The organism is Celeribacter ethanolicus, from assembly GCF_001550095.1.
GTDB lineage: Bacteria > Pseudomonadota > Alphaproteobacteria > Rhodobacterales > Rhodobacteraceae > Celeribacter > Celeribacter ethanolicus.
The window spans coordinates 39,926-62,273 of record NZ_LRUC01000007.1 but is presented as its reverse complement, the minus strand read 5'-3'; the positions used below and the strand labels follow the sequence as shown (position 1 = coordinate 62,273).

Sequence of the window (22,348 nt, the reverse complement as noted above, 5' to 3'; positions counted from 1 at the left end):
TCGCACGCGGGGGCGCGAGGCTCAAGGGGCTTTCCGGGACGTCTTAGTAGAACATGCCAGCGTTGTTGTAGATGATCCGCTCGATCGCATAGATCGCGATGAAGGCCACTAGGGGCGCAAGGTCGAGCCCGCTCATCGGCGGCAGAATTTTGCGGATCGGACGATAGACCGGCTCGAGAAGGCGGGAGAGGCCTTCCCAGATCTGATAGACCAAGGGTTGGCGCACGTTGAGCACCTGAAAATTGATCAGCCAGCTCATGATGATCTGAACGATCATGACGAATTTCACGACGCCGAGGATCATCAGCAGGATTTGCATCAAAGACAGCATATGTTCAGGTTCCCAAATTAACGGTCGTTCTCTCACCTAAGGTCTCTGTCCCGGTCGCACAAGAGCGCCCGTCGCCTCCCTCTGCCGCAACCTGTGCCGCAACGTTCGACTTGACCTTTGCGCCCGCAGCAAGACAGTGGCGCATATGTATCCTTTCGTCCGCATGTTCTATCAGGCGTGGAAATATAAAAACGCGCCCAAACTCGGCCTCTTCGAGCCGCATTATTCCCGGCATATCTGCATGCCCTGGGACATTGACCTGTGGCTGGAACTGAATAACGGCAGAACCTTAACAATCTTTGACCTTGGCCGGGTGCCGATGTCGATCCGCAACGGCACGGCGAAGGCCGCGAAAGAGGGTGGGTTCGGTATGGCGGTCGCGGGGGCCTCCGTGCGCTATCGCCGCCGGGTGACGACGTTCCAGACCGTCGACATGGTGACGACACCGATCGGGTTCGACGACAAGTTCCTCTATATCGAACAGTCGATGTGGGACCGGAAAGGCGAATGCTGCAATCACGTCCTGATCCGTGGCGCGGTGCTCAAAAACCGCCGGATGGTGCCGCCCAGAGAGATTTTGGAACGGCTGGAACCGGGGGTCGAAAGTCCGGAGCTTCCGGACTGGGTGAAAAACTGGATTGCGGCGGATGACACACGGCCCTGGCCGCCCACACGATAAACGCATCTTAAAGGCGTGACGCTTTAAGCGTTGCGTGCGCAGCACTTTGCCTGTTCTATCGCCGCAACTGAGGCGAGAGGGACAGGCACATGGCGGAACCGAGCCATCGCAAGCGCATCTGGGGCTGGATGATGTACGACTGGGCGACGCAGCCCTTTCACACTCTGATCCTCACCTTCATTTTCGGGCCTTATTTTGCCGAACAGGTGATCGCCCATCTGACGGCGGGCGGCATGGATGCCGCGCATGCCAAGGCGGAGGCGCAGTCGATCTGGGGCTACGGGCTGACCGCTGCGGGGCTGATGATTGCCCTGTCCGCGCCGGTTTTGGGCGCCATCGCCGATGAGAGCAAACGGCGGATGCCCTGGATCTGGCTGTTTTCCGCGCTTTACGTGATCGGATCGGCGGGGCTCTGGATCGCCTCACCGGAGGATTTCCCCACCGTTCTGGTGCTGATTTTCTTCGCTTTGGGCCTGATCGGGGTCGAATTCACCACGATTTTCACCAATGCGCTTCTGCCCGCTCTGGGCAGCCGAGAGGAGATTGGCAAGATCTCCGGCAATGGCTGGGCCTGGGGCTATGTCGGCGGGATCGTCGCGCTGGTGATCATGCTCCTGCTCTTTGCGGAGAATGCCGCGGGCGTCACACTGTTGGGCACGGCACCCCTGTTCGGCCTCGATCCCGCGACGCGCGAAGGCACGCGGTTTGTCGGACCTTTCGTGGCGCTGTGGTTCGTGATCTCGATGGTGCCGTTCTTTCTCTGGGTGCGGGAGCCGAAAAGTACGGTGCCTTCACAACCGGGGGCGATCGGTCGCAGCATCGAGGAGTTGATGAAAACCCTGCGCAGCCTGCCGAAGCGGCGTTCGCTTTTCGCCTTTCTCGGCGCTTCGATGTTCTATCGCGATGCGCTGAACGGGGTGTTCACCTTCGGCGGCATTTATGCGCTTGGCGCGCTGGAATGGAGCGTCGTGCAGATCGGCGTCTTCGGCATTCTGGCCGCGTTCACCGGGGCGATCTTTACCTATTTCGGCGGCATTGCAGACCAGAGGGTCGGACCGAAACCGGTGATCCTCTTTTCCATCGCCGTGCTGGTGAGCGTCTGTCTCGTGATCCTGACCATCACCCGTGAAAGTGTGCTGTTCATGCCGGTCGAAGCGGGGAGTAAACTGCCGGATGTCGCGTTCTACATCTGCGGCGCGGTGCTTGGCGCCGTGGCTGGCGTCATCCAGTCGGCGTCCCGCACGATGATGGTACGACAGGCCGACCCGGAACGCATGACCGAGGCTTTCGGCCTCTTCGCACTTTCGGGCAAGGCGACCACCTTCCTCGCACCGGCACTGATCGCCGTGGTGTCGGATGTCACGAATTCTCAACGCCTCGGCATCACTCCGCTCATCGCCCTTTTCATTCTGGGGCTGGTGCTGTTAGCTTGGGTGCATCCGGAAGGTACAAAGGTCCCTGATGATGCGTAAATGGTTGAGCCTGGCTCTGGTCGCGACTTTGGCCGCCTGTGTGAGCGGTGAAAAGGACAGCGCGCCGACGCCGAAAGTCTCGGTCTCCTCGTCGGATCACCGTCCGGCCAAGGACCTGTTCGGCCCCATCGCCTTGCCCTCGCGACAAGTCCCCGAATCGTTCGGCAGCTATGCGCAGGGCTGTCTTGCCGGGGCGTCGCAGCTTCCTGAAACCGGACCGACATGGCAGGCCATGCGCCTGTCGCGCAACCGTAACTGGGGTCAGCCGGTTCTCGTCGATTTTCTTGAAGACCTGTCCCGCAAAGCCGCCGCACAGCCCGGCTGGAACGGCATCTATATCGGTGACATGAGCCAGCCGCGCGGCGGGCCGATGTCGTCGGGCCATGCGAGCCACCAGATCGGGCTCGATGCCGATATCTGGATGTTGCCGGCGACACGGCTCGATCTGACGCGCGCCGAACGCGAAAGCCTGTCGTCGATCTCGATGCAGCGCACCTCCGGTGCCTATACCAATGCGAGCTGGACACGGGCGCATCACGAGATTCTCAAGGCTGCTGCCTCCGACCCGCGCGTGTCGCGGATTTTCGTCTTTCCCGGCGCGAAAGTGCAAATGTGCAAGGACGAAAAAGGCGACCGGAGCTGGCTTCGGAAAATCCGACCCTGGTGGGGACATCACTATCATTTCCACGTCCGGCTGAACTGCCCCAAGGGCGACAAATATTGCACGGATCAGGCGGCACCCCCGCCAGGTGACGGGTGTGACGATGCGCAGGAATGGGTGAACAACATCCTCAACCCGCCGCCGCCCGATCCCAATGCCAAGCCCGCGAAACCGAAACCTCCGATCACACTCGCAACGCTGCCCGCACAATGTTCCGCCGTCTTGTCCTCGCGTTGATCGCGAGCGCTCTGCCCCAGCTTTCACAGGCGGCGGAGCTGAAATATCTCGGGTCTTATACATGGACCGCCGCGGACGCGCGTGTCGGTGGTCTGTCCGGCCTTGATCTGTCCGGGGACGGGCTGTCGTTCTGGGCCCTGTCGGACCGGGCAATGCTGTTTCACGGCGATCTGAAACGCAATGAAAAAGGCGTCGTCAAAGGCGTTTATGTCCGCACCGCGCAAGGATTTTTGACCTCGGAAGGCAAACCTCTGCCGCGCTACGATGACGACAGCGAAGGGATTGCGGTTTCGGATACGGGCAAGGTGTTTCTGTCGTTCGAAGGCCATCACCGGGTGGCACAGATGGATCCGGAAACCGGATGGCTGACCGATCTGCCCAGTCACCCGGATTTCAAAGGCATGCAGACGAACTCGTCGCTCGAAGGGCTGGCCGTGGCTCGCGACGGAACGCTCTATACGCTTCCCGAGCGCTCCGGCGAGATGACCCGGCCCTTTCCGCTCTACCGCTATCGGCCCGGTTCGGGATGGGATCAGCCCTGGTCGGTCCCGCGCGACGGCACCACGGATTTCCTGCCGGTGGGGCTCGATATCGGACCGGACGGGCGGCTTTATCTTTTGGAACGCTGGTTCACCGGACTGGGTTTTGCCACTCGGGTACGGCGGTTCGATCTTGGCCCGGATGGGCCGGAGAATGAACAGGTTTTGCTGCGCACCCTGACCGGTACCCATGACAATCTCGAAGGCATCGCCGTCTGGGGCACGCCCGAGGATGTACGGGTGACCATGGTCTCCGACGATAATTTCAAGTTCTTTCAACGCACGGAATTCGTCGATTACCGGGTCGCGGAATAACACTTGATTTGTTTCCGGGCCGGGGTTAGACCGCCGCACCGCCCCAAAATGGGGCCGAGTTGCCGTCACCTTCGATAAAAAACGGGTCACATCATGAATCGTATCCTTCCTGGCGTTCTCGCCATGGCCGCCATTGTCGTGGCCTCTAATATCCTCGTGCAGTTCCTCATCGCGGATGGGCTTCTGACATGGGGGGCCTTCACCTATCCCTTCGCCTTTCTCGTCACCGACGTGATGAACCGTGTCTATGGCGTCGCCTCCGCGCGCAAGGTCATCCTTGCGGGCTTTGTCACCGGGATCGTCTGTAGCCTCATCGGCACGCAGATCACCCTGCAAGGCGATGGTTATACCTATCAGGCGGTCGCGCTGCGTGTCGCCGTGGGGTCCGCCATTGCCTTCCTGATCGCCCAGCTCACGGATGTGTTCGTGTTCGACCGGCTGCGGCAGGGGTCTTGGTGGAAAGCGCCGTTTGCCTCCTCGATCATCGGTTCTGCGCTCGACACTGCGATCTTCTTTGGCATCGCGTTTTCGCAGAACATCCACATCTTTGGCGAGGCCGCCGATATGGAGGTCTCCTGGGCCTGGGACTCTGTGCCGTTCCTTCTGGTCGGCGCGCCCGTGCCGCTCTGGATTTCACTCGCGGTGGCCGATTGGTGTGTCAAACTTGCCCTCGCTTTGATCGCTCTCGTGCCTTTTCGCCTCATTGTTGGGCGTCTTACCGCACGTATGGTATAAATTAACTTGCTATATACCAAATCTGTGCCACCATTATCTTATCGGCAATTCATCGAAAGGAGGTGGTCCAGTGTCTAGAGTGATGTTGGAGAGCGAGGTCAAGACAGTCGGGGGGGCCGCCACCTAGAGGCAATCTTCTAGAGTGAAACACTCCTGATTGGGTGTCCTAACTGACCCCATCTCCTGAGATCTCGGAGGGCTGCTCTATCTGGCAGCCCTTTTCCGTGTCTGCCCTTTCGCCCCCGGTTTTGCCCTTTTTGCCCCTGTCGGATATACGTCGGCTTTGCGTCGGACTTCCGTATGTCATCTTTTTTCGTCAGGTATTCCCCCTGATCTGCCCCTGAACTCGCCGGATCATCGCCATGCCCCTCACCGTCACCGACCAGATCGAGATCGCCGATTGGGAGATCACCGAGCAGTTCGTCCGCTCCTCCGGTCCTGGTGGGCAGAATGTGAACAAGGTCTCCACAGCGGTCGAATTGCGGTTCGAAGCGGCGCGCTCGCCGAACCTGCCGGAGCCTGTGAAAAACCGCCTGCGCCGTCTGGCGGGGCGGCGCTGGACCAAGGAGGGGGCGATTGTCATTCAGGTCGAAGAGACCCGGTCGCAGGCGCGGAATAGGGAGATCGCGCGAGAGCGTCTGGCGGAACTGGTGCGCAAGGCGCTTGTGGTGCCGAAACGGCGAGTGAAGACGAAGCCGACGAAAGGGTCGGTCGAGCGGCGGATTAAGGCGAAGAAGGAACGGGGGGAGGTTAAGAAGTTGCGGGGGAAGGTGGGGTGATTAATTTCTTGAATGTATCACTCCGATAATCGTAGATTTTTAGAAAATTTAAGGCAATTTCTATGGATCAACTTCCCGTCGATGCTACACCACAAAAGCGACTATTTCACTCAATCATAGCGGACTATTCTCTGCTCACATCTCTGTGCGAACTGATTGACAATGCAATTGATCACTGGCTGATGTCTGAAATGTCAGCCCCCTTAGAAATAAATGTCCTACTGAGCGTAGATCGACAAATGATCCGGGTTTCGGACAATGCGGGAGGGGTTCCTTCCGATGCATTAGAGCTACTTGTGGCCCCAGGCGCCAGCCGAGAGAACGTGAAGAATGAGATAATCGGCAATTTTGGTGTTGGTGGAAAGAGGGCGGGGGTTGCTCTTGGAGAACGGGTCGAAATCAGAAGTCGACATGCTAACGGTCCAACATATTCCATCGTTGTAGACACTGAATGGCTGTCAGAAGAAAGGGATTGGTCACTTATTGCAAAGCAAATATCAGATATTTCACTAGGAACTACAGAAGTTCATATTTCTAATCTGCGCCAAGGATTTACTACAGACCAAGTTACCGCATTTGAAAATCGACTAAGCGAAATTTACGCAAACTTTATTAATTCTCAATGTCTTATTAAGGTTAATGGCAATCCTATCTTACAAGAAAATTTTAATAATTGGTCATATCCTCCCGACTACTCCCCTCGATCAGCGGAGTTTAGTATTCAACCCGTCGAAGCAAGTGAGGAAACTGTAAATGTAAAAATAACTGCTGGATTGATCGCAGATCGAAATCCGAAGGAAGGTAACTATGGCGTATACTTTTATTGCAACAAGAGACTGATACTTGCCCATGAAAAGGGTCCGGAGGTTGGCTATTTTAGCGGGAAAGCCGGCACACCACACCCAGACGCTTCTTTGTGCCGCGTTATTGTCGAAATATTTGGTCGTCCAGAACTCATGCCTTGGACCTCGAACAAAGCGGGAATAAACTGGAGTCATCCGACATTTCAAATAATTCGCGACAGAGTGATTGAGCTAACTAGTTATTTTACAAAGATTTCAAGGCGCACCAAAGTAGATAGAGAGAATGGCATTTTCCAATATGACAAGGGTGCAATTATCCCAATAGAATTAGACAAGCCTGACTCGTTAAAAAAATTGTATCTCTTCCTACCCCTCGAGGAAGAAAAAAGTCTTACGCAGATCGTCTATTAGACCAAAACACGCACATTACCAAAAAGATGCCTTGGACTCTCGGCCTCTTGGAAGCAATGAGCATGTTCGAAGTGCTTGCTGGAAAAAAATACCATTCCAGAAATCGCTTGGGATTAATCATCCTCGATAGCAACCTAGAAATTGGCCTCAAAGAATTTTTGGTCAACAACAAAGAATATTACTCTGACGGCGATATTTCAAAGCTGTTCACAAAAAGGCATTTGGTCATTGCAGAAATAAAGAAACACATCTCTATTAATGACGATTACTGGAAAAAATCATCACATTACAACAATCTAAGAAACAAGCTAATCCACGAACGAGCAACAGTTGATATAACTGATTACCAACTTGCAGACTTTTCCGAAGTTGTAGAGCACATTCTTAGTAAGCTTTTTGGCTTTGATTTTAGTAGGATCTAAACCACAACCTCCATCGCCTCCTGCTCCCCAACCCCGAACACCCGCTTATACCGCTCGACCTCTTCCACCGGCCCCATGGCTTTGTTCGGATTATCCGACAGCTTCACCGTCGGTTTGCCATTCGCCGACACCGCCTTGCACACCAGTGAAAACGGTGCCAGCGCGTCGTCGGGGGTCAGGCCGCGGAAGTCGTTGGTCAAGAGAGTGCCCCAGCCGAAGGAGGTCTTGACCCGGCCGCTGAACTGTTGGTGCAGCTCGATGATCTTGTCGGTGTCCAGACCGTCGGAGAAGATGACGAGTTTTCTGGTCGGGTCTTCGCCACGGGATTTCCACCACGCGATGGCCTGTTCCGCGCCGGACGCCGGATCGCCAGAGTCGATGCGGATGCCGGTCCAGCCCGCGAGCCAGTCGGGGGCGCGGTCGAGGAAGCCTTTGGTGCCGTAAGTGTCGGGCAGGATGATGCGCAGGTTGCCTTCGTGCTCGTCCTGCCAGTCGCGCAGCACGTCATAGGGGGCTTCGGCCAAGGCCTTGTCGTCACGGGCCAACGCCGAATAGACCATGGGCAGTTCGTGGGCGTTGGTGCCGACGGCTTCGAGATCGCGCATCATGGCGATGTGGCAATTCGAGGTGCCGGTGAACTTGTCGCCCAAGCCCTCGACCATGGCCTGCACGCACCAGTCCTGCCAGAGGTAGGAATGACGGCGGCGGGTGCCGAAATCGGCGATCTTGAGGCCGTCGAGCGGTTGCAGGCGTTTGACCTTTTCCCAAAGCTTGGTCATGGCGCGGGCGTAGAGCACCTGAAGCTCGAATTTCTTCATCGGGCCGAGGACCGCGCGGGAACGGAGCTCCATGAGGATCGACAGTGCGGGGATTTCCCAGAGCATGACCTCGGGCCAGGAGCCTTCGAAGGTCAGTTCGTATTGGCCGTCGTGTTTTTCGAGCTGATAGGCGGGCAAGCGCAGGTTCTCGAACCACTCCATGAAATCGGAGCGGAACATCTGGCGTTTGCCGTAGAAGGTGTTGCCGCGCATCCAGGTGCTCTCGCCGCGTTTGAGCGACAGGGAACGGACGTGGTCGAGTTGTTCGCGCAGCTCGCCCTCGTCGATCATCTCGGCGAGGCGGATGTCCTTGGAACGGTTGATCAGGGAGAAGGTGACGGTGGTGTCCGGTTTGTTGCGGAACACCGACTGGCACATCAGGAGCTTGTAGAAATCCGTGTCAATCAGGGAGCGGACGATCGGGTCGATCTTCCATTTGTGATTGTAGACACGGGTGGCGATGTCGACCATGTGAAAAGGCCCCTCTTCCTGTAACCGCCCTGTTAAAGCAGGGCGGGCAAGGGTTTGGCAAGGTTGATGTTAACGCTCACGCTTGGCTCATTTGTCCCGCGGCGTCCAATCCGGGTCCTCGACGCCCCGCCGCGACAGGCGCAGGGCAAGGCCGAGCGCGATACCGGTGCCGATGGCGACGGTGAGATCGGTGAGCACGGTGAGCACGAGGGTGATGAGCAGAAGCGCCACATCGGAACGCCGCCCGCGCAGGTAAGCACCCCAGCGATGCGGTTCGGACATGTTCCAGGCAGTCAGAAGCAGAAGACCGGAGAGCGCCGGAAGCGCGAGATAACCGGCCAAAGGCGCGGCCAGCATCATGATCGCAAGGAGCACCAGCGCGTGGACGATGCCCGCGACCGGGGTCTTGCCGCCCGCGCGCACGTTGGTGGCAGTCCGGGCGATGGCACCGGTGGCGGGCAGGCCGCCGAAGAGTGAGGAGCCGATATTGGCCCAGCCCTGCGCCATCAGCTCGGCGTTGGAGCGGTGTTTGCCGCCGATCATCCGGTCGGCGACCATGGCCGAGAGCAGGGATTCGACCCCGGCGAGGAAGGCGATGATCAGAGCGGAGGGCAACAGGTCCCGCAGGGTGGCAAGGTTCAGCTCCGGCAGATGCGGCGCGGGCAGGCTTTGCGGCAATTCGCCGAACCGGGAACGGATGGTCTCGACCGGCAGATCGAACAGCGCCACGGCGGCGGAGGTCAGGGCGACGGCAACGATGAGACCCGGCAGGCGTGGAAAGGCGCGGCGCAGCAACATGATGAGCACCATCGTCGCAAGCCCGATGCCGAGGGCTGAGGGGTTCAACGCCGGAGCAGCCTTGGTCAGGGCCGGGATTTTTTCGAGGAAATCGGCGGGAAACGGTCCGGCAAGCCCGAAGAAATCGGGGAGCTGGCTCGTGCCGATGATCACGCCGATGCCGATGGTGAAGCCGTTGATCACCGCTTCGGGGACATGGCGCACCAGTTGGCCCGCCCGGAACAGCCCGGCAATGATCAGAACGATGCCCGCGAGGAAGGTCGCGGCAACGAGGCCGGAATAGCCATGTGTGGTAATCACCCCGGCGACGACGACGATGAAGGCACCGGTGGGGCCGCCGATCTGGACCCGGCTGCCGCCCAGCGCGGAGATCAGGAAGCCCGCGACGATGGCGGTGACAAAGCCCGCGGCAGGGGCGGCGCCCGAGGCGATGGCGATGGCGATGGACAGCGGCAGGGCGACCAGCGCCACAGTGATCCCGGCGAAGACATCAGAGCCGAACTCGGCCCGGGTGTAGGTTTTCAGCGTGGTGAAAAGCTTCGGTGTCATGGCCCTACAGGACCTCCACCCCGGCGGCCTTCATGCCGTCGATTGCCGCCGCAAGAGAGCCATTCATGTCGATGGCACGACACAAATCGGTGCGCACCGTGACGGTAAATCCGAGTTTGGCAGCGTCGACGGCGGAGAAATTCACACAGAAATCGGTGGCCAACCCGACCAGAGTCAGCGTGTCGATGCCACGCGTGCGCAGATAGCCTTCGAGACCGGTGGGCGTTTTGTGATCATTCTCGAAAAACGCGGAATAGCTGTCGATCGCGGGATTGAACCCCTTGCGGATGATCAGATCGCCGGTGGTCACGAGATCCTTGTGGAAGGCTGCGCCGTCGGTCCCTTGAATGCAATGATCCGGCCAGAGCACCTGCGTGCCATAGGGCATTTCCATGGTCGAATAGGGCGCGGCACCATGAGTGCTTGCGAAGGAGCTGTGGCCCCCGGGATGCCAGTCCTGCGTCAGGATCACGGCGGGGAATTCGGCCATGAGCGCGTTGACCCCGGGCACGATCTCGTCGCCGCCAGCGACGGCGAGCGCGCCGCCCGGGCAGAAATCGTTTTGAATGTCGATGACGATCAGGGCTTCGTTCAGAGATTTGTTCGCTGCGCGCATGGGAGGTCTCCTTCGCGCCAAGTGGTAGCGCTCCACGAGCCATCGGGCAAGAGCGTGCCTGGTTGGCATCGCGCCCGCCCTTCGCCCCCTCTTTCGGCGCGTTCAGGGTCATGTGGCTAAGAGTCATCCAGGCACAAGACGAGGGTGAAAATCGCCATCGTGGTCTGTTTTGGCTGGATTTGGCTCTATTTTACCCGCATCCGCAACAGTCTCCCGCCCCGCTCAAAGGTGATCAGCCACATGCCGATCTTTTGCCGTGCGGCGCTTTGCAGGTCTTTGGTTGTCCGGATCTCCGTGGCATTGACCTCGACGATCCGGTCGCCGGGCTGAAGCCCGAGACGGGCGGAGGGACCCTGAGCCTCCATCAGGACAACCCCGTCGGACATGAGCGACAAGCCGTATTCGTCGATCAAGGCGGGCGTCAGATCGGCCACGACCAGACCGCCCAGTGGACCGGAAGAGGTGATCTCGACCGTGTCGATGCTCTCCGACCCTGGCGCTGCAATCAGAGACAAATCCAGCTCAATCGGCTCTCCTGCACGCAGCGCGGAGAGTTTGACCGAAGATCCGACCGGCAGGATCGACAACCGGTATTCGAGATCGGAAGGCGACAGGATCGGTTGATCGTCGAGGGAGAGGAGCACATCTCCCGCCGTCAACCCGAGCATTGCGAAGGGAGATTGCGGGTGCAACTCGGAGAGCACGACGCCTTCGGGGCGGTCGAGCCCCAGAGCCTCGGCGACCGCGTCGTCCACGGACTGAGTCGAAACGCCGGACCAGGGGTGAATGAAACGGGTCTGGCCCGCCTCGGCCTGACGAGTGAATTCGCGCACGAGATTGGCCGGGATGGCAAATCCGATGCCGTTGGAGCCACCAGAGCGCGACAGAATCGAGGTGTTGATGCCGACGAGACGGCCCGACATATCGACCAAAGCGCCGCCGGAATTGCCCGGATTGATGGCCGCGTCGGTCTGGATATAGGAGCCCGCGCCGCCGGGGATCGCCGAGCCGGAGCGGGCAAGACCCGAGACGATGCCGGAGGACACAGTCTGGCCGACACCAAACGGGTTGCCGATGGCCAGCACCAGATCGCCGACCTCGAGCGCATCGCTGTCGGCCAGAGGCAGGGCGGGCAGGTCGGTGGCGCCGTCGAGACGGAGCACGGCGACGTCGGCGTCCTTGTCGGCGAGGATCACCTCGCCCTTGTATTCGCGCTTGTCGGAGAGGACGACGCGGATGTCGGAGGCCTCGCCCACGACGTGATAATTCGACACGACAAGCCCGTCACCCGAGACAATCACCCCGGAACCAAGCGAGCGTTGCACACGCTGACGCGCCGGACCGGAGCGGAAGAATTGCGAGAAGAACGGATCGTCCGCGAAGGGGGACAGGCGTTCCTCGACCACACGGGAGGCGTAGATATTGACCACAGAGGGCGAGGTTTCCTTGACGATGGGAGAGAAGGAAAGCTGAATTTCAGCGCGGCTTTCGGGGACTTGGGGCGTCTCGGCAAAGGCCATTTGGGCCGGATTAGTGACGGTGAAAGCCAGAAAAACGGCAAGGATTGCGCTGCGTGTCATTGCGGGGCCTCGTGACAGTTCCTCGGATGCGATTAGATGACGCGGGCGGGCCGTGCTTTGCAAGCTCTTGCCTGATCACGGCTTGCGGCGTATCGAACACATCATGTTTACCGTCTGCGCACTCTATCACTTCACCCGCTTCCCCGACCCTGCCGCCTTGCGGGGGCCGCTTATGGAGCTGTGCCATGCCGAGGGCATCACAGGCACGCTTTTGCTGGCCAGGGAGGGGATCAACGGCACGGTGGCCGGGCCGACACCGGCGTCTATCGAGCGGCTGGTTGCGCATATCCGCGCCCTGCCGGGATGTGCCGATTTCGAATACAAGCTGTCGACGGCGGAGGAGCAGCCGTTCAACCGGATGAAAGTGCGGCTCAAGAAAGAGATCGTCACCATGGGGCAACCCGATGTCGACCCGAAGGCACGGGTTGGACACTATTGCACCCCCGAGGAATGGAACGAACTGATCTCTGCGCCCGACGTGGCGGTGATCGACACGCGCAACGATTACGAGGTGCAGATCGGTACGTTCAAGGACGCGATCGACCCGCAGACCAAGACCTTCCGCGAATTCCCGCACTGGTGGGAGGAGAACAAGGAGCGGTTCCACAACAAGCGGATCGCGATGTTCTGCACCGGGGGGATTCGCTGTGAGAAATCGACGAACTTCCTGCTCGGGCAGGGGATCGAGGAGGTCTATCACCTCAAGGGCGGGATCCTGAAGTACCTCGAAGAGATGCCGCAGGAGGAGAGCCTCTGGGAAGGCGAATGTTTCGTGTTCGACGGGCGGGTGTCCATCGGCCATGGGCTGACCGAGGGGCCGCATGAGCTGTGCCATGCCTGTCGGCGTCCGATCCTGCCCGAGGACAAGCAGCGCCCGGAGTATGAGGAAGGCGTGTCCTGTCATCAGTGCATCGACGAGTATGACGAGGCGCGCAAGGAGCGGTTCCGCGAGCGTCAGAAACAGATCGCCCTGGCAAAGGCCCGCGGCGAGCGGCATTTCGGAACCGGCGTGCCCTCGGCGAAATGAAGTTAACGCACTTAACGCGATATTAACTACTATCCGGCCACAACCCTACAGAGAAACAACCCACCCGTTTCGTCGTAGGGATTACAATGACAGTTCACCCCATCAAGGTATTGTCCGTTTTCGGGACCCGCCCCGAGGCCATCAAGATGGCCCCTGTGGTCGGCGCTCTGGGGGCCGCACAAGGCATCACCTCCGAGATTTGCGTCACGGCGCAGCATCGGGAAATGCTCGACCAGGTTCTGGGCCTGTTCAAGATCCGGCCGGAATACGATCTCGATCTCATGCGCACGGGACAGGGGTTGCACGATCTGTCCGCCATGCTCCTCAAAGAGCTGAAACAGGTTCTGGATCAGGCCAGACCCGATCTCGTTCTGGTGCATGGCGATACTGCGACCACGGCCATGACCGCGATGGCCGCCTATTACAATCAGATCCCGGTGGGTCATGTCGAAGCCGGTCTGCGCACCGGTAATATCTATTCGCCCTGGCCCGAAGAGGTGAACCGCAAGCTCACCGGCACGATCAGCGCGTTGCATTTTGCACCGACGGAAAAATCCCGCGCCAACCTGCTGGCCGAGAATGTCGATCCAGCATCGGTGCATGTCACCGGAAACACGGTGATCGACGCGCTGATGAGCGTGGTCGCGCGGCTCGAACAGGACAGTTCGGCACAACAGGCGCTGATTGAAAGAACCGGAATTCAGCCCGGCAAACGGGTGATTCTTGTCACCGGACACCGGCGCGAGAGTTTCGGCAGCGGCATGGAACGGATCTGCAATGCGCTTGCCGAACTGGCAAAACGGCCGGATGTCCAGATCATTTATCCGGTCCATCTTAACCCTAATGTAAGAGAACCTGTGGAACGGTTGCTCGGCGGCAGAGAGAACATCACGCTGATCGACCCCCTTGATTACTATCCTTTCATTTTCCTGATGAGCCGTGCGGACATCATCCTCACGGACAGCGGCGGCATTCAGGAAGAAGCGCCCTCTCTCGGCAAACCCGTCCTCGTCATGCGTGACACGACGGAAAGGCCCGAAGCGGTGGATGCCGGAACGGTCAAGCTGGTCGGGACGGACAGGGACAAGATCGTGAGCGAGGTCGCGCGTCTTCTCGACGACACGGCCGCTTATGCGGAGATGAGCCTCGCTCATAACCCCTATGGCGATGGCAAGGCCTCGCACCGGATCGTCACTGCGATCCAGAGTTGGGCCACGACAAGAGAGAGGTGTTTCCAGTGAAAAAGTACGGATTTTCGAAAATAAACATCATCGGGCTTGGATATATCGGCCTGCCGACGGCGGCGGTTTTCGCCTCCTCGAAAGTGCAGGTGCATGGGGTCGACGTCAGCCCCCGCGTGGTCGAAACGATCAATGCGGGCGGGATTCACATCGTCGAACCCGATCTCGACATGATCGTGCGCGACACCGTAACGCGGGGCTATCTGACCGCCTCGGTGACGCCCTGTCCCGCCGATGCCTTTGTCATCGCGGTCCCCACGCCTTTTGTCGAAGAGAGCCACGCCGCCGATCTCAACTATATCCGCGCGGCGGCGAAATCCATTGCGCCGCATCTGGCGAGGGGCAATCTCGTGGTGCTCGAATCCACCTCACCGATCGGGGCGACGGATCAGATGGCAGCCTGGCTGGCCGAGGAACGTCCCGACCTGAGTTTCCCGCAGCAGGCGGGAGAGGCTGCGGATGTCATGGTCGCGCATTGTCCCGAACGCGTGCTGCCCGGTCATGTGATGCGCGAGCTGTTCGAGAACGACCGCATCATCGGCGGCATGACCCCGCGTTGCGCCCGTCGCGCAACGGAGCTTTACCGGATTTTCGTCAAGGGCTGTTGTATCCCGACCAACGCGCGCACGGCGGAATTCGCCAAGCTGGCCGAAAACAGCTATCGCGACACGAACATCGCCTTTGCCAATGAGCTTTCGCTGATTTGCGACGAAGTCGGTGTCGATGTCTGGGAATTGATCGAGCTGGCCAATCGCCATCCGCGTGTGAACATCCTGCAACCCGGCCCCGGCGTCGGCGGGCATTGCATCGCGGTCGATCCGTGGTTCATCGTTTCCTCGGCACCCAAGACCGCCCGGCTGATCCGCACCGCGCGCGAGGTCAATGACAGCAAGCCGCTTTGGGTGCTCGATCAGGTGCGCGAGGCCGGCGAGGCGCTTGGGCTGATCGGTCGCAAGCCGCGCGTCGCCTGTCTCGGGCTTGCGTTCAAACCCGACATTGACGATCTGCGCGAAAGCCCGGCGCTCGATATCGTGCGAGAGCTGAGTGGCAGCGGCACCTTCGAGGTGCTTGTCAGCGAACCTAACATTCACGCCCTGCCCCCCGCGCTTGCCGACAAAGCCGAGATGATGACGGCAGAGGCGGCGATCGAGGCGGCGGATATCGTCTTGCTTCTGGTCGACCACCGCCCGTTCAAAAATCTTGCCGTGCCGCTCGGCAAACCTGTGATCGACACCCGCGGCATGTGGCGCCAAACCCGCAGCGTCTGGCGCCAAGCCCGCCGCGCGGCGTGACATCGCATGATGGGACAGGCATTCGAACAGGAACGGCTTTTGCGCGGCACGCTCTCGGCCGCCCGTCACATGCGGGTGCAGCAGCCCGGTTTCGATGTCGCCCCTCTGCTCATGGACCTGCTCGAAAGCGCCCCCGATGCGGAAGACGTCCTGCTGATCTCTGCACAGGCGATCGAGCTGAGCCTGCCGGATGTGGTCCAGGCGGCCCACAATCGCCTTGTGGCGATGGGAGTTGCGGCAGGTGTGCTGGAGATGCTGGACAGCCAGACGACAGAGGGATTGTTCCTGATGGACAACATCGCCGGATTGCCCGGCACCCCCATCCCCCCCGTCGAAAATCGCGTCGCTTATGTGAGTTACAGCAGCCTGCCCTATCACTCGACCGGATACGCGAACCGGACCCATTTCCTTGCGCAAGGATTGCGCGCACAGGGGCTCGATCTTCAGGTAATCTCGCGGCCCGGCTATCCCTGGGACGAACCGGCCAGCGCACTCGAAACGCCCGCACCGGAGGGAGATTGCGTCGAGATGCGGGACGGGGTGCCCTATCATCGGCTGAAGGCGCCGGGGTATTTTTCCTGGGACAATCACGCGGCCTATGTCCGGCACTCCACCGAGGCGCTTGAGGCCTGTTTTCGCGACCTCAAACCCGCGCTTGTCATCGCGGCCAGCAACCATGCCTGCGCCATACCCGCCTGCCTTGCCGCCCGCCGGATCGGGGTGCCCTTTGTCCATGAGGTGCGCGGGTTCTGGGAGGACAGCCGGGCGGCGCGCGAGCCGGGTTTCATGGGCTCGCGACAATATTTTCTCGAGCGCCATTGGGACGGCGAAGTGGCGCGCCGGGCGGACCGGGTGATCACGCTCGGAACGGCGATGAAACGTGAACTGGTGACACGGAGCGTACCAGCGGAGCGGATTTCCATCGTGCCCAACGGCGCGACGGAAGCCATGCCCTGTGGCTCGAAGTCACGAAACAGCGTGCCCGTGATCGGCTATGTCGGCAGCTTTGCCGCCTATGAAGGTCTGGCACTTCTGGTGGAGGCCTGTGGCGCGTTGAAACGAGGCGGGCTCGCGTTTCGCCTGTTGCTGGTCGGAGATGGCAAGGGCAGCGGCCATGCCGGTCGGAGGGCGCATCGCGCTATGCTGGATCTGCTGACGGAGCACGGCCTGTCGGATCGGACCGAAGCGCCGGGACGGGTGGCCCCGGAAAAGGCCCGCACCTATGTCGAAGCGCTCGACATCGCCGTGTTTCCCCGGCTGCGCAGCCGTGTGACCGAGCTTGTCACGCCGCTCAAACCGATCGAGGCGATGATGGCCGGCAAGGCAATCGTCGCCTCCGATGTCGGGGGATTCGACGGGATGCTGAGCGCGGGCGAGACCGCCTTGCGGTTTCCCGCAGGCTCGGTCGACGGGTTGCAAAACGCGCTCCTCAGGCTTCTGCAGGACAGGAATCTGCGACAGGATCTTGGCACGCGGGCCCGAGCCAAAGCGCGGGAAGAGTATCTTTGGCCGGCCATCTGTGCGGAATACGCCATCACGCTTCGACATATCATGGCGGACCAAATCACGACAGGGCAGGATGCGGGGAGGAACGCGCATGAAGCCGCGTGATCCCAGCGTGGAGGAAATGACGCTTCTGAGCGAACGCCTCGATGCGTTGGAGAAAGAACTCTGCTTTCGCATCGAGACCGCGTCTCAGGGAGAGCAGGAGCTGCGAAGACTTCGGGCGGAGTTGCGCGAGATGCGGAACAGCCTGTCCTGGCGCGTGACCGCACCGCTGCGCCGTCTTTCGAAACTGGGTAGAAAACTCTTGAGGGCACGACCAGACACATGACGATGACAGACATCCCCCTGCCGCCGGTGAGCGACCCGCTTCTGAAATTGTTGCGGGAGTATTACGGCTACAAATATGTCGAATTGCACGGCAAGAAATCCGGCAAAGGATTTTACACACAGCATGACTGGCGACGGATTCAATACGGCATCGAACTGCTCGATCCGGACAGCCGCTCCATCCTCGATGTCGGTGTCGGGCCCTCGGCCCTGTTGAATTACCTTCAACTCAGCAAGCGTTACGATCAGGTCACAGGCATTGATCTCAGGCGCTACTCCAAGCAGATTCTGGTCGACGAGCGGACGGATTTCCGCGTGATGGACGCGACCGCCCTGGCGTTCGAAGATGACAGTTATGACACGGTCGTTTGCATGGAAGTGCTCGAACATATCCCCGGCGACGCCATGTCCACGGCGCTGGAGGAGTTGCGCCGGGTCGCCAGGAAACAGTTGATCGTCTCTGTTCCCTTCGACGAGCCCCGTCCTCTGCCGTCCTATCACCATCAATATTTCGATGCCGCGCGCATCGCGGAGGTGTTCCCGAAAGCCGATATCCGTTTGTTGCAACGCCCGCATCGCAAGGGCTGGCCTTGGGCGATCGCGATCGAAACCTTTTGAGCCCCTTCAGTCACGGGAAAGTCCATGATGGCCAAGACGCCGAAAGACACCGCCGCGAAGGGCGCTGATCTGAAAGAACTCGTCAAGCAGCTTGCGAAAGAGCAACGGCAGCGCATGGAATGGGAGCAGGCATATCATGAGATCGCACAGTCCAGTTCCTTTCGCATCGGTCATACGCTGGCCCTCTCGCTCCGCAGTTTTCGTGGCGCCCTGGCGCTTCCGTTACGGCTGGCCCGCGAACTGCGCACCAGTCTTGCGCGCAGGGCGGCGGGCAACGCGGTCAAAACGCCACGCCCGCGCTATGCATCTGCGCCGGTCAGCTATGTGAACCTCGGCGGAGAGACGGATTGGATCGAGCTGCCTGTCAAACCCGGAGAGCGCGTCTGCATCGAGGGCCGTCTCTGGCTCAAGACCCCCAAATCGGCCACACAAAAAGTTGCGCTTTTCACCGTGCAATTCGTGACGGAGTCGGGGCATGCGCTGAAATTCGATCCCTCCAACAATCTGGCATGGCTTGCGAAACAGCAACTGGCACAGGGCTATGTGTTACAGCAAGAGCAGCCGGTGTGCTTTGCGCAGGATCTGATCGCGCCGCAGCGTGCCGTGCGGATGCGCATCGGGCTTGTCGGCTGGGAGGCGAAGAATGGCTTTGCCCGGCTCAAGGTGCTGCGCGATGCCGCCTGCGTTCCTGCCTCGCGCGGGCTGCTGGCGCTCGGCAATGCTGCGCCCTTCCTGCCACATGCGCATCTCAGCCCGGAAGAGCGGGAGCGCCTGCCGAAACTGATCACGGTGACGGATGAATTCACCGCCGAATGCCTTGCGCCGGACACCCGAAGCGTGCGGATCGGCAAGAAGAGTTGGCAGGAGGACTTCCGGGACAACCGCGACGCTTTCGCCTTTTTTGCCGAGTCTGCGTGGCGCGGCAATGATGGCCTATGGAATTACGCCATGACCAAGCCGGAAAAATGGGGCAAGGAGCTGTCCGAACTGATCGAGGCCTGCAAGGGCGACGGCATTCCCACGCTGTTCTGGAACAAGGAAGACCCGGTCAATTTCGAGACGTTCATCGACACGGCGCGTCAGTTCGATCATGTGTTCACGACCGACGTCGGCTGCGTTCCGGCCTATGAGGCGCATGTCGGGCGGGGGCACGCCCATGTGATGATGTTCGCGGCGCAATCCTCGTTGCACAATCCGATCCGCAGGGAAGACCGGCAGAACCGCGTGGCCTTCACCGGGAGTTGGCGGGGGATCAAATATCCGAAGCGGGCGGAGTGGCTCAACCTGTTGCTGAGCCCGGCGCAGGAACGCGGGGTTCTGGATATTTACGACCGGTTCAGTGACGAAAAGGAGAACCCCGACCTGATTTTTCCCGCGAAATTCCAGCCTGCACTGCGGGGAGGGGTGCCTTATCCGAAGCTGGTCGAGCGCGTCTACAAGACCTACGACGCTTTCGTGAACGTGAATTCCGTGGAAGGCTCGGACACCATGCTGGCAAGGCGGGTGTTCGAGATCATGGGCTGCGGCGCGCCGGTGATGTCGTCCTATTCGCCTGCGATGGAAAAGGTGTTCGGCGATCTGGTGCTCATGCCCTCGACGGAGCAGGAGGCGGGTGAGATGACCGACCAGCTTCTGGGCGACGATCTCTACCGTGCGGCTCTGGCCACGAAAGGAGTGCGGCTGATTCACAGCAAACACACCTATCGGCACCGGCTTCAGGAGATGTCGGAAAAGATCGGCAAGCCCTTCGTCGCCAAACCCGCGCGCAAGGTCTCGATCCTGTGCAGTTCGAAACGGCCACAGTTTCTCGAAGCCGTCGGGCGGCAGATCCGGGCGCAGACCTATACCGACACCGAAACGCTTTTCGTCATGCACCGCGACGACATGAGCGAAGAGCAGGTCGCGCGCGCCCTGCACGGGGTACGCAACCTGAAGATCCTCCGCACCTCCGAGGAGAAATTCCTGGCACATGCGCTGAACGATGCAATGCAGATCGCTGAGGGGGACACATTCGCGAAATGGGATGACGACGATCTCTATGGGCCGAATTACATATTCGACTCGGCCCTCGGGTTCGACTACGCCCCGCGCACGGCGCTGATCGGCAAAAACAGTTATTTCACCTATCTGGAACAGCGCGACAAAACCTATCTGCGTTTCCCGGGGCGGGACAACCAGATGACCAATCTGGTGCATGGCGGCACCCTGATCTGGGATCGCAAGAAGACGGAGGGGCTGAGCTTTGCCGCGCAAAGGCAGGGCACGGACACGGCTTTTCTGCAAATGCTGCAGGAGCGCGATCTCCCCATCCTGTCGACCAACATCTTCAATTTCGTCCATATGCGCTACGCGGATATTGCGCAGCACACATGGAAAATCCGCGATGAGGATTACCTGAACGGCAAGACGAACCTCATCTGTGACGGGCTCCCCGGCGCGCGGGCCTATGTCTGAACGGGAATGCGGGCAAAGCCCCCGTCTCAGAACACGAACATGTCCGAGGTAAGCTGCTCCGTCCCGACGCCGGAAATGGTGATGATGTTGTTCTCGTCCAGATAAATCTGCGCCGAACCGCCCGTCGTTTCCGTCAGATGGTTCGCCACGAGATCCTCCCAGGACGTGATCTCCGACACATCGCTCAGGTCGATGATCTCCCCCTCCGCGATGTCGAAATCATAGATCGCGTCGCGCCCGAAATTGTCAGAAAAGATAAAGGTATCCTTGCCGTCCTGACCGTAGAGCATGTCGCTGCCCGCTTCGCCACGCAACCTGTCGTCACCGGAGCCGCCGCGGAGCTGATCGTTGCCATCGCCGCCAAAGAGCGAATCCGCGTCGCGGCCCCCAGCCAGATAGTCGTTGCCCGCGCCGCCTTTCATATAATCGAGCCCGTTCGAGCCGTAGAGCTTGTCGTTGCCATCCTCGCCGTACAGCCGGTCGTGCGAGGTGAACCCGTAGATTTCGTCGTCGCCATCGCCACCGTAGATGATGTCACGTTCCCGCCCTCCGTCGAGCAGGTCGTTGCCTGCGCCTCCGAAGATCGTGTCCTCACCAAGGCCACCGTAGATCTTGTTGTCGGCCTCATTGCCGGTGATGTGGTCATTGCCTGCGCCCGAGATGTAATTCTCGATGATGGTCCCGGAGGCGATCCCGAGATTGCCGACCAGACCCAGCACATCCGAAAAACTTTCGTCGTTCAGATCGACACGATCATTGGTCGTCGAGAAGCTGAGGTCGATCGTGTCTTCGCCCTCGGCATCGAAGATCGTCAAGGCAATCGGATCGCCGGAGTAGGTCGTCGTGGTCCCGTTCGAGAGATCGGTGAACACCCCGTCGAAATAATTGCCGAGGTTCGAATTCAGCCCCCAGATCGTGTCGCCCCAGGTTGCGCTCCCTTCACCAGCGGGCCCGTAGAGGTCCTGAATGGCCAGAATATCCGCCATCATCGTCGAGACGAGATAGGCATAGCTCGCGTTCACACTCGTGTTGTCGGATTGCGAGAAATAGGACATCACCGACAATTGCCAGCTATCGTTGAGAAAATCCGCATCGGTCGGGTAATCTGCACTGCCGTTGTACAAGGACTGGTGCCCCAGGCCGAGCGCATGTCCGATCTCGTGGATATAGGTCTGGTAACCGTAGGTGCCGATTTCATCCCCCATGTAGGAGTTCACCCAGCCGCTGGTGATCACGACATCGGAATACTGGATCGTCGTCCCGGACACGGCAGAGGTCGAATAGGCCGAAAGCACCGTGGAATTGCCACCGTCGTCGTTGTAAAACGTGATGTCGGCGCTGGAGGAGGTGGTGACGACGAAAGTGACATCGGCGACCATTTCCCACGCCTCGAGCGCGCTCAGCGCAAGCTTTTGCTCGGTGGCGTTGAGATCGCTGATATTGACCGTGATCACATTCGACGACGATGTGTCAAAGAACCGTGTGTTCAAACCGTAGTCGTTCCAGAATCCCGTGGTGAGATAATCGGCAAGCTCCGTCAGGGTGCCGTTGACAAGAGCGGCAGATGTCGTGCCGGTCGAGGTCAGGGCCGCAGCCTCCTCGTAGACACAGGAGTCGTCGGTCGGTCGGAACTGGGCACAAATTTCACACATGTCTTAGTTCTCCTC

21 protein-coding genes are annotated in these 22,348 nt (G+C 59.8%); 15 read left to right on the top strand and 6 right to left on the bottom strand.

Features of this window, described 5'->3' with window-relative positions:
• Positions 1-43: 43 nt before the first annotated feature.
• Positions 44-331: a YggT family protein gene (locus tag NH195_RS03485; RefSeq protein ID WP_066703172.1), complete on the bottom strand. Its 288-nt coding sequence runs from the start codon at positions 329-331 to the stop codon at positions 44-46.
• A gap of 145 nt (positions 332-476) precedes the next feature.
• Between NH195_RS03485 and NH195_RS03480 the strand changes: the two genes are divergently transcribed.
• The 8 genes from NH195_RS03480 (at position 477) to NH195_RS03450 (ending at position 7,384) form a co-directional block, all read left to right on the top strand.
• Positions 477-1,010, top strand: a complete 534-nt coding sequence (locus NH195_RS03480) for an acyl-CoA thioesterase (RefSeq protein WP_066703170.1) — start codon at positions 477-479, stop codon at positions 1,008-1,010.
• A gap of 89 nt (positions 1,011-1,099) precedes the next feature.
• A complete protein-coding gene (locus NH195_RS03475) occupies positions 1,100-2,482 on the top strand; it encodes an MFS transporter (RefSeq protein WP_066703168.1) in 1,383 nt (460 codons plus the stop codon).
• Positions 2,472-3,380, top strand: a complete 909-nt coding sequence (gene mepA / locus NH195_RS03470; protein ID WP_066703164.1) for a penicillin-insensitive murein endopeptidase — start codon at positions 2,472-2,474, stop codon at positions 3,378-3,380. Before NH195_RS03475 ends, mepA begins: the two co-directional genes overlap by 11 nt.
• On the top strand, positions 3,353-4,234 hold the full coding sequence (locus NH195_RS03465) for an esterase-like activity of phytase family protein (RefSeq protein WP_081423770.1): 882 nt from the start codon (positions 3,353-3,355) through the stop codon (positions 4,232-4,234). Before mepA ends, NH195_RS03465 begins: the two co-directional genes overlap by 28 nt.
• 93 nt (positions 4,235-4,327) lie before the next feature.
• Positions 4,328-4,969, top strand: coding sequence for a queuosine precursor transporter (locus NH195_RS03460; RefSeq protein ID WP_066703162.1), 642 nt, complete (start codon positions 4,328-4,330; stop codon positions 4,967-4,969).
• A gap of 362 nt (positions 4,970-5,331) precedes the next feature.
• Positions 5,332-5,748, top strand: coding sequence for an alternative ribosome rescue aminoacyl-tRNA hydrolase ArfB (gene arfB, locus NH195_RS03455; RefSeq protein WP_066703160.1), 417 nt, complete (start codon positions 5,332-5,334; stop codon positions 5,746-5,748).
• 62 nt (positions 5,749-5,810) lie between these two features.
• Positions 5,811-6,962 carry an ATP-binding protein gene (locus NH195_RS20750; protein ID WP_081423769.1) on the top strand — a complete coding sequence of 384 codons (1,152 nt, stop codon included), beginning with the start codon at positions 5,811-5,813 and terminating at the stop codon, positions 6,960-6,962.
• 62 nt (positions 6,963-7,024) lie between these two features.
• Positions 7,025-7,384 (top strand): hypothetical protein, encoded by a 360-nt coding sequence (locus NH195_RS03450; protein WP_081423772.1) that lies wholly within the window; start codon positions 7,025-7,027, stop codon positions 7,382-7,384.
• Here the strand turns inward: NH195_RS03450 and pncB are convergent.
• From pncB to NH195_RS03430, 4 genes are all read right to left on the bottom strand, one after another.
• Entirely contained in the window at positions 7,381-8,673 is a 1,293-nt protein-coding gene (gene pncB / locus NH195_RS03445; RefSeq protein ID WP_066703153.1) for a nicotinate phosphoribosyltransferase, read from the bottom strand. The two genes, NH195_RS03450 and pncB, sit on opposite strands and share 4 nt — an antisense overlap.
• 87 nt (positions 8,674-8,760) lie before the next feature.
• The gene (locus NH195_RS03440) at positions 8,761-10,020 is read right to left on the bottom strand and encodes a SulP family inorganic anion transporter (protein WP_066703149.1); all 1,260 of its coding nucleotides are present in this window, start codon (positions 10,018-10,020) and stop codon (positions 8,761-8,763) included.
• Between the two features lie 4 nt (positions 10,021-10,024).
• Positions 10,025-10,636 (bottom strand): bifunctional nicotinamidase/pyrazinamidase, encoded by a 612-nt coding sequence (pncA, locus tag NH195_RS03435; RefSeq protein ID WP_066703146.1) that lies wholly within the window; start codon positions 10,634-10,636, stop codon positions 10,025-10,027.
• 185 nt (positions 10,637-10,821) lie between these two features.
• On the bottom strand, positions 10,822-12,216 hold the full coding sequence (locus NH195_RS03430; RefSeq protein ID WP_066703144.1) for a trypsin-like peptidase domain-containing protein: 1,395 nt from the start codon (positions 12,214-12,216) through the stop codon (positions 10,822-10,824).
• A 103-nt stretch (positions 12,217-12,319) separates the two neighbouring features.
• Here NH195_RS03430 and trhO point away from each other — a divergent pair, with 103 nt between their 5' ends.
• From trhO to NH195_RS03395, 7 genes are all read left to right on the top strand, one after another.
• Complete coding sequence (gene trhO / locus NH195_RS03425) at positions 12,320-13,243, top strand: oxygen-dependent tRNA uridine(34) hydroxylase TrhO (RefSeq protein ID WP_066703192.1); 924 nt, start codon at positions 12,320-12,322, stop codon at positions 13,241-13,243.
• Positions 13,244-13,329: 86 nt separating this feature from the next.
• Positions 13,330-14,484, top strand: coding sequence for a non-hydrolyzing UDP-N-acetylglucosamine 2-epimerase (gene wecB, locus NH195_RS03420; RefSeq protein WP_066703142.1), 1,155 nt, complete (start codon positions 13,330-13,332; stop codon positions 14,482-14,484).
• On the top strand, positions 14,481-15,776 hold the full coding sequence (wecC, locus tag NH195_RS03415; RefSeq protein ID WP_198403423.1) for a UDP-N-acetyl-D-mannosamine dehydrogenase: 1,296 nt from the start codon (positions 14,481-14,483) through the stop codon (positions 15,774-15,776). The genes wecB and wecC overlap by 4 nt, the downstream gene beginning before the upstream one ends.
• Positions 15,777-15,782: 6 nt before the next feature.
• Positions 15,783-17,387, top strand: a complete 1,605-nt coding sequence (locus NH195_RS03410) for a glycosyltransferase family 4 protein (RefSeq protein ID WP_066703131.1) — start codon at positions 15,783-15,785, stop codon at positions 17,385-17,387.
• A complete protein-coding gene (locus NH195_RS03405; protein WP_066703128.1) occupies positions 17,374-17,610 on the top strand; it encodes a hypothetical protein in 237 nt (78 codons plus the stop codon). Before NH195_RS03410 ends, NH195_RS03405 begins: the two co-directional genes overlap by 14 nt.
• 2 nt (positions 17,611-17,612) lie before the next feature.
• Positions 17,613-18,227, top strand: a complete 615-nt coding sequence (locus NH195_RS03400; RefSeq protein WP_066703122.1) for a class I SAM-dependent methyltransferase — start codon at positions 17,613-17,615, stop codon at positions 18,225-18,227.
• Positions 18,228-18,251: 24 nt separating this feature from the next.
• A complete protein-coding gene (locus NH195_RS03395; RefSeq protein ID WP_066703119.1) occupies positions 18,252-20,681 on the top strand; it encodes a glycosyltransferase family protein in 2,430 nt (809 codons plus the stop codon).
• Between the two features lie 26 nt (positions 20,682-20,707).
• On the opposite strand, the gene NH195_RS03390 is transcribed toward NH195_RS03395, so the two are convergent.
• A complete protein-coding gene (locus tag NH195_RS03390; RefSeq protein ID WP_066703116.1) occupies positions 20,708-22,333 on the bottom strand; it encodes a M10 family metallopeptidase in 1,626 nt (541 codons plus the stop codon).
• Between the last annotated feature and the right edge of the window lie 15 nt (positions 22,334-22,348).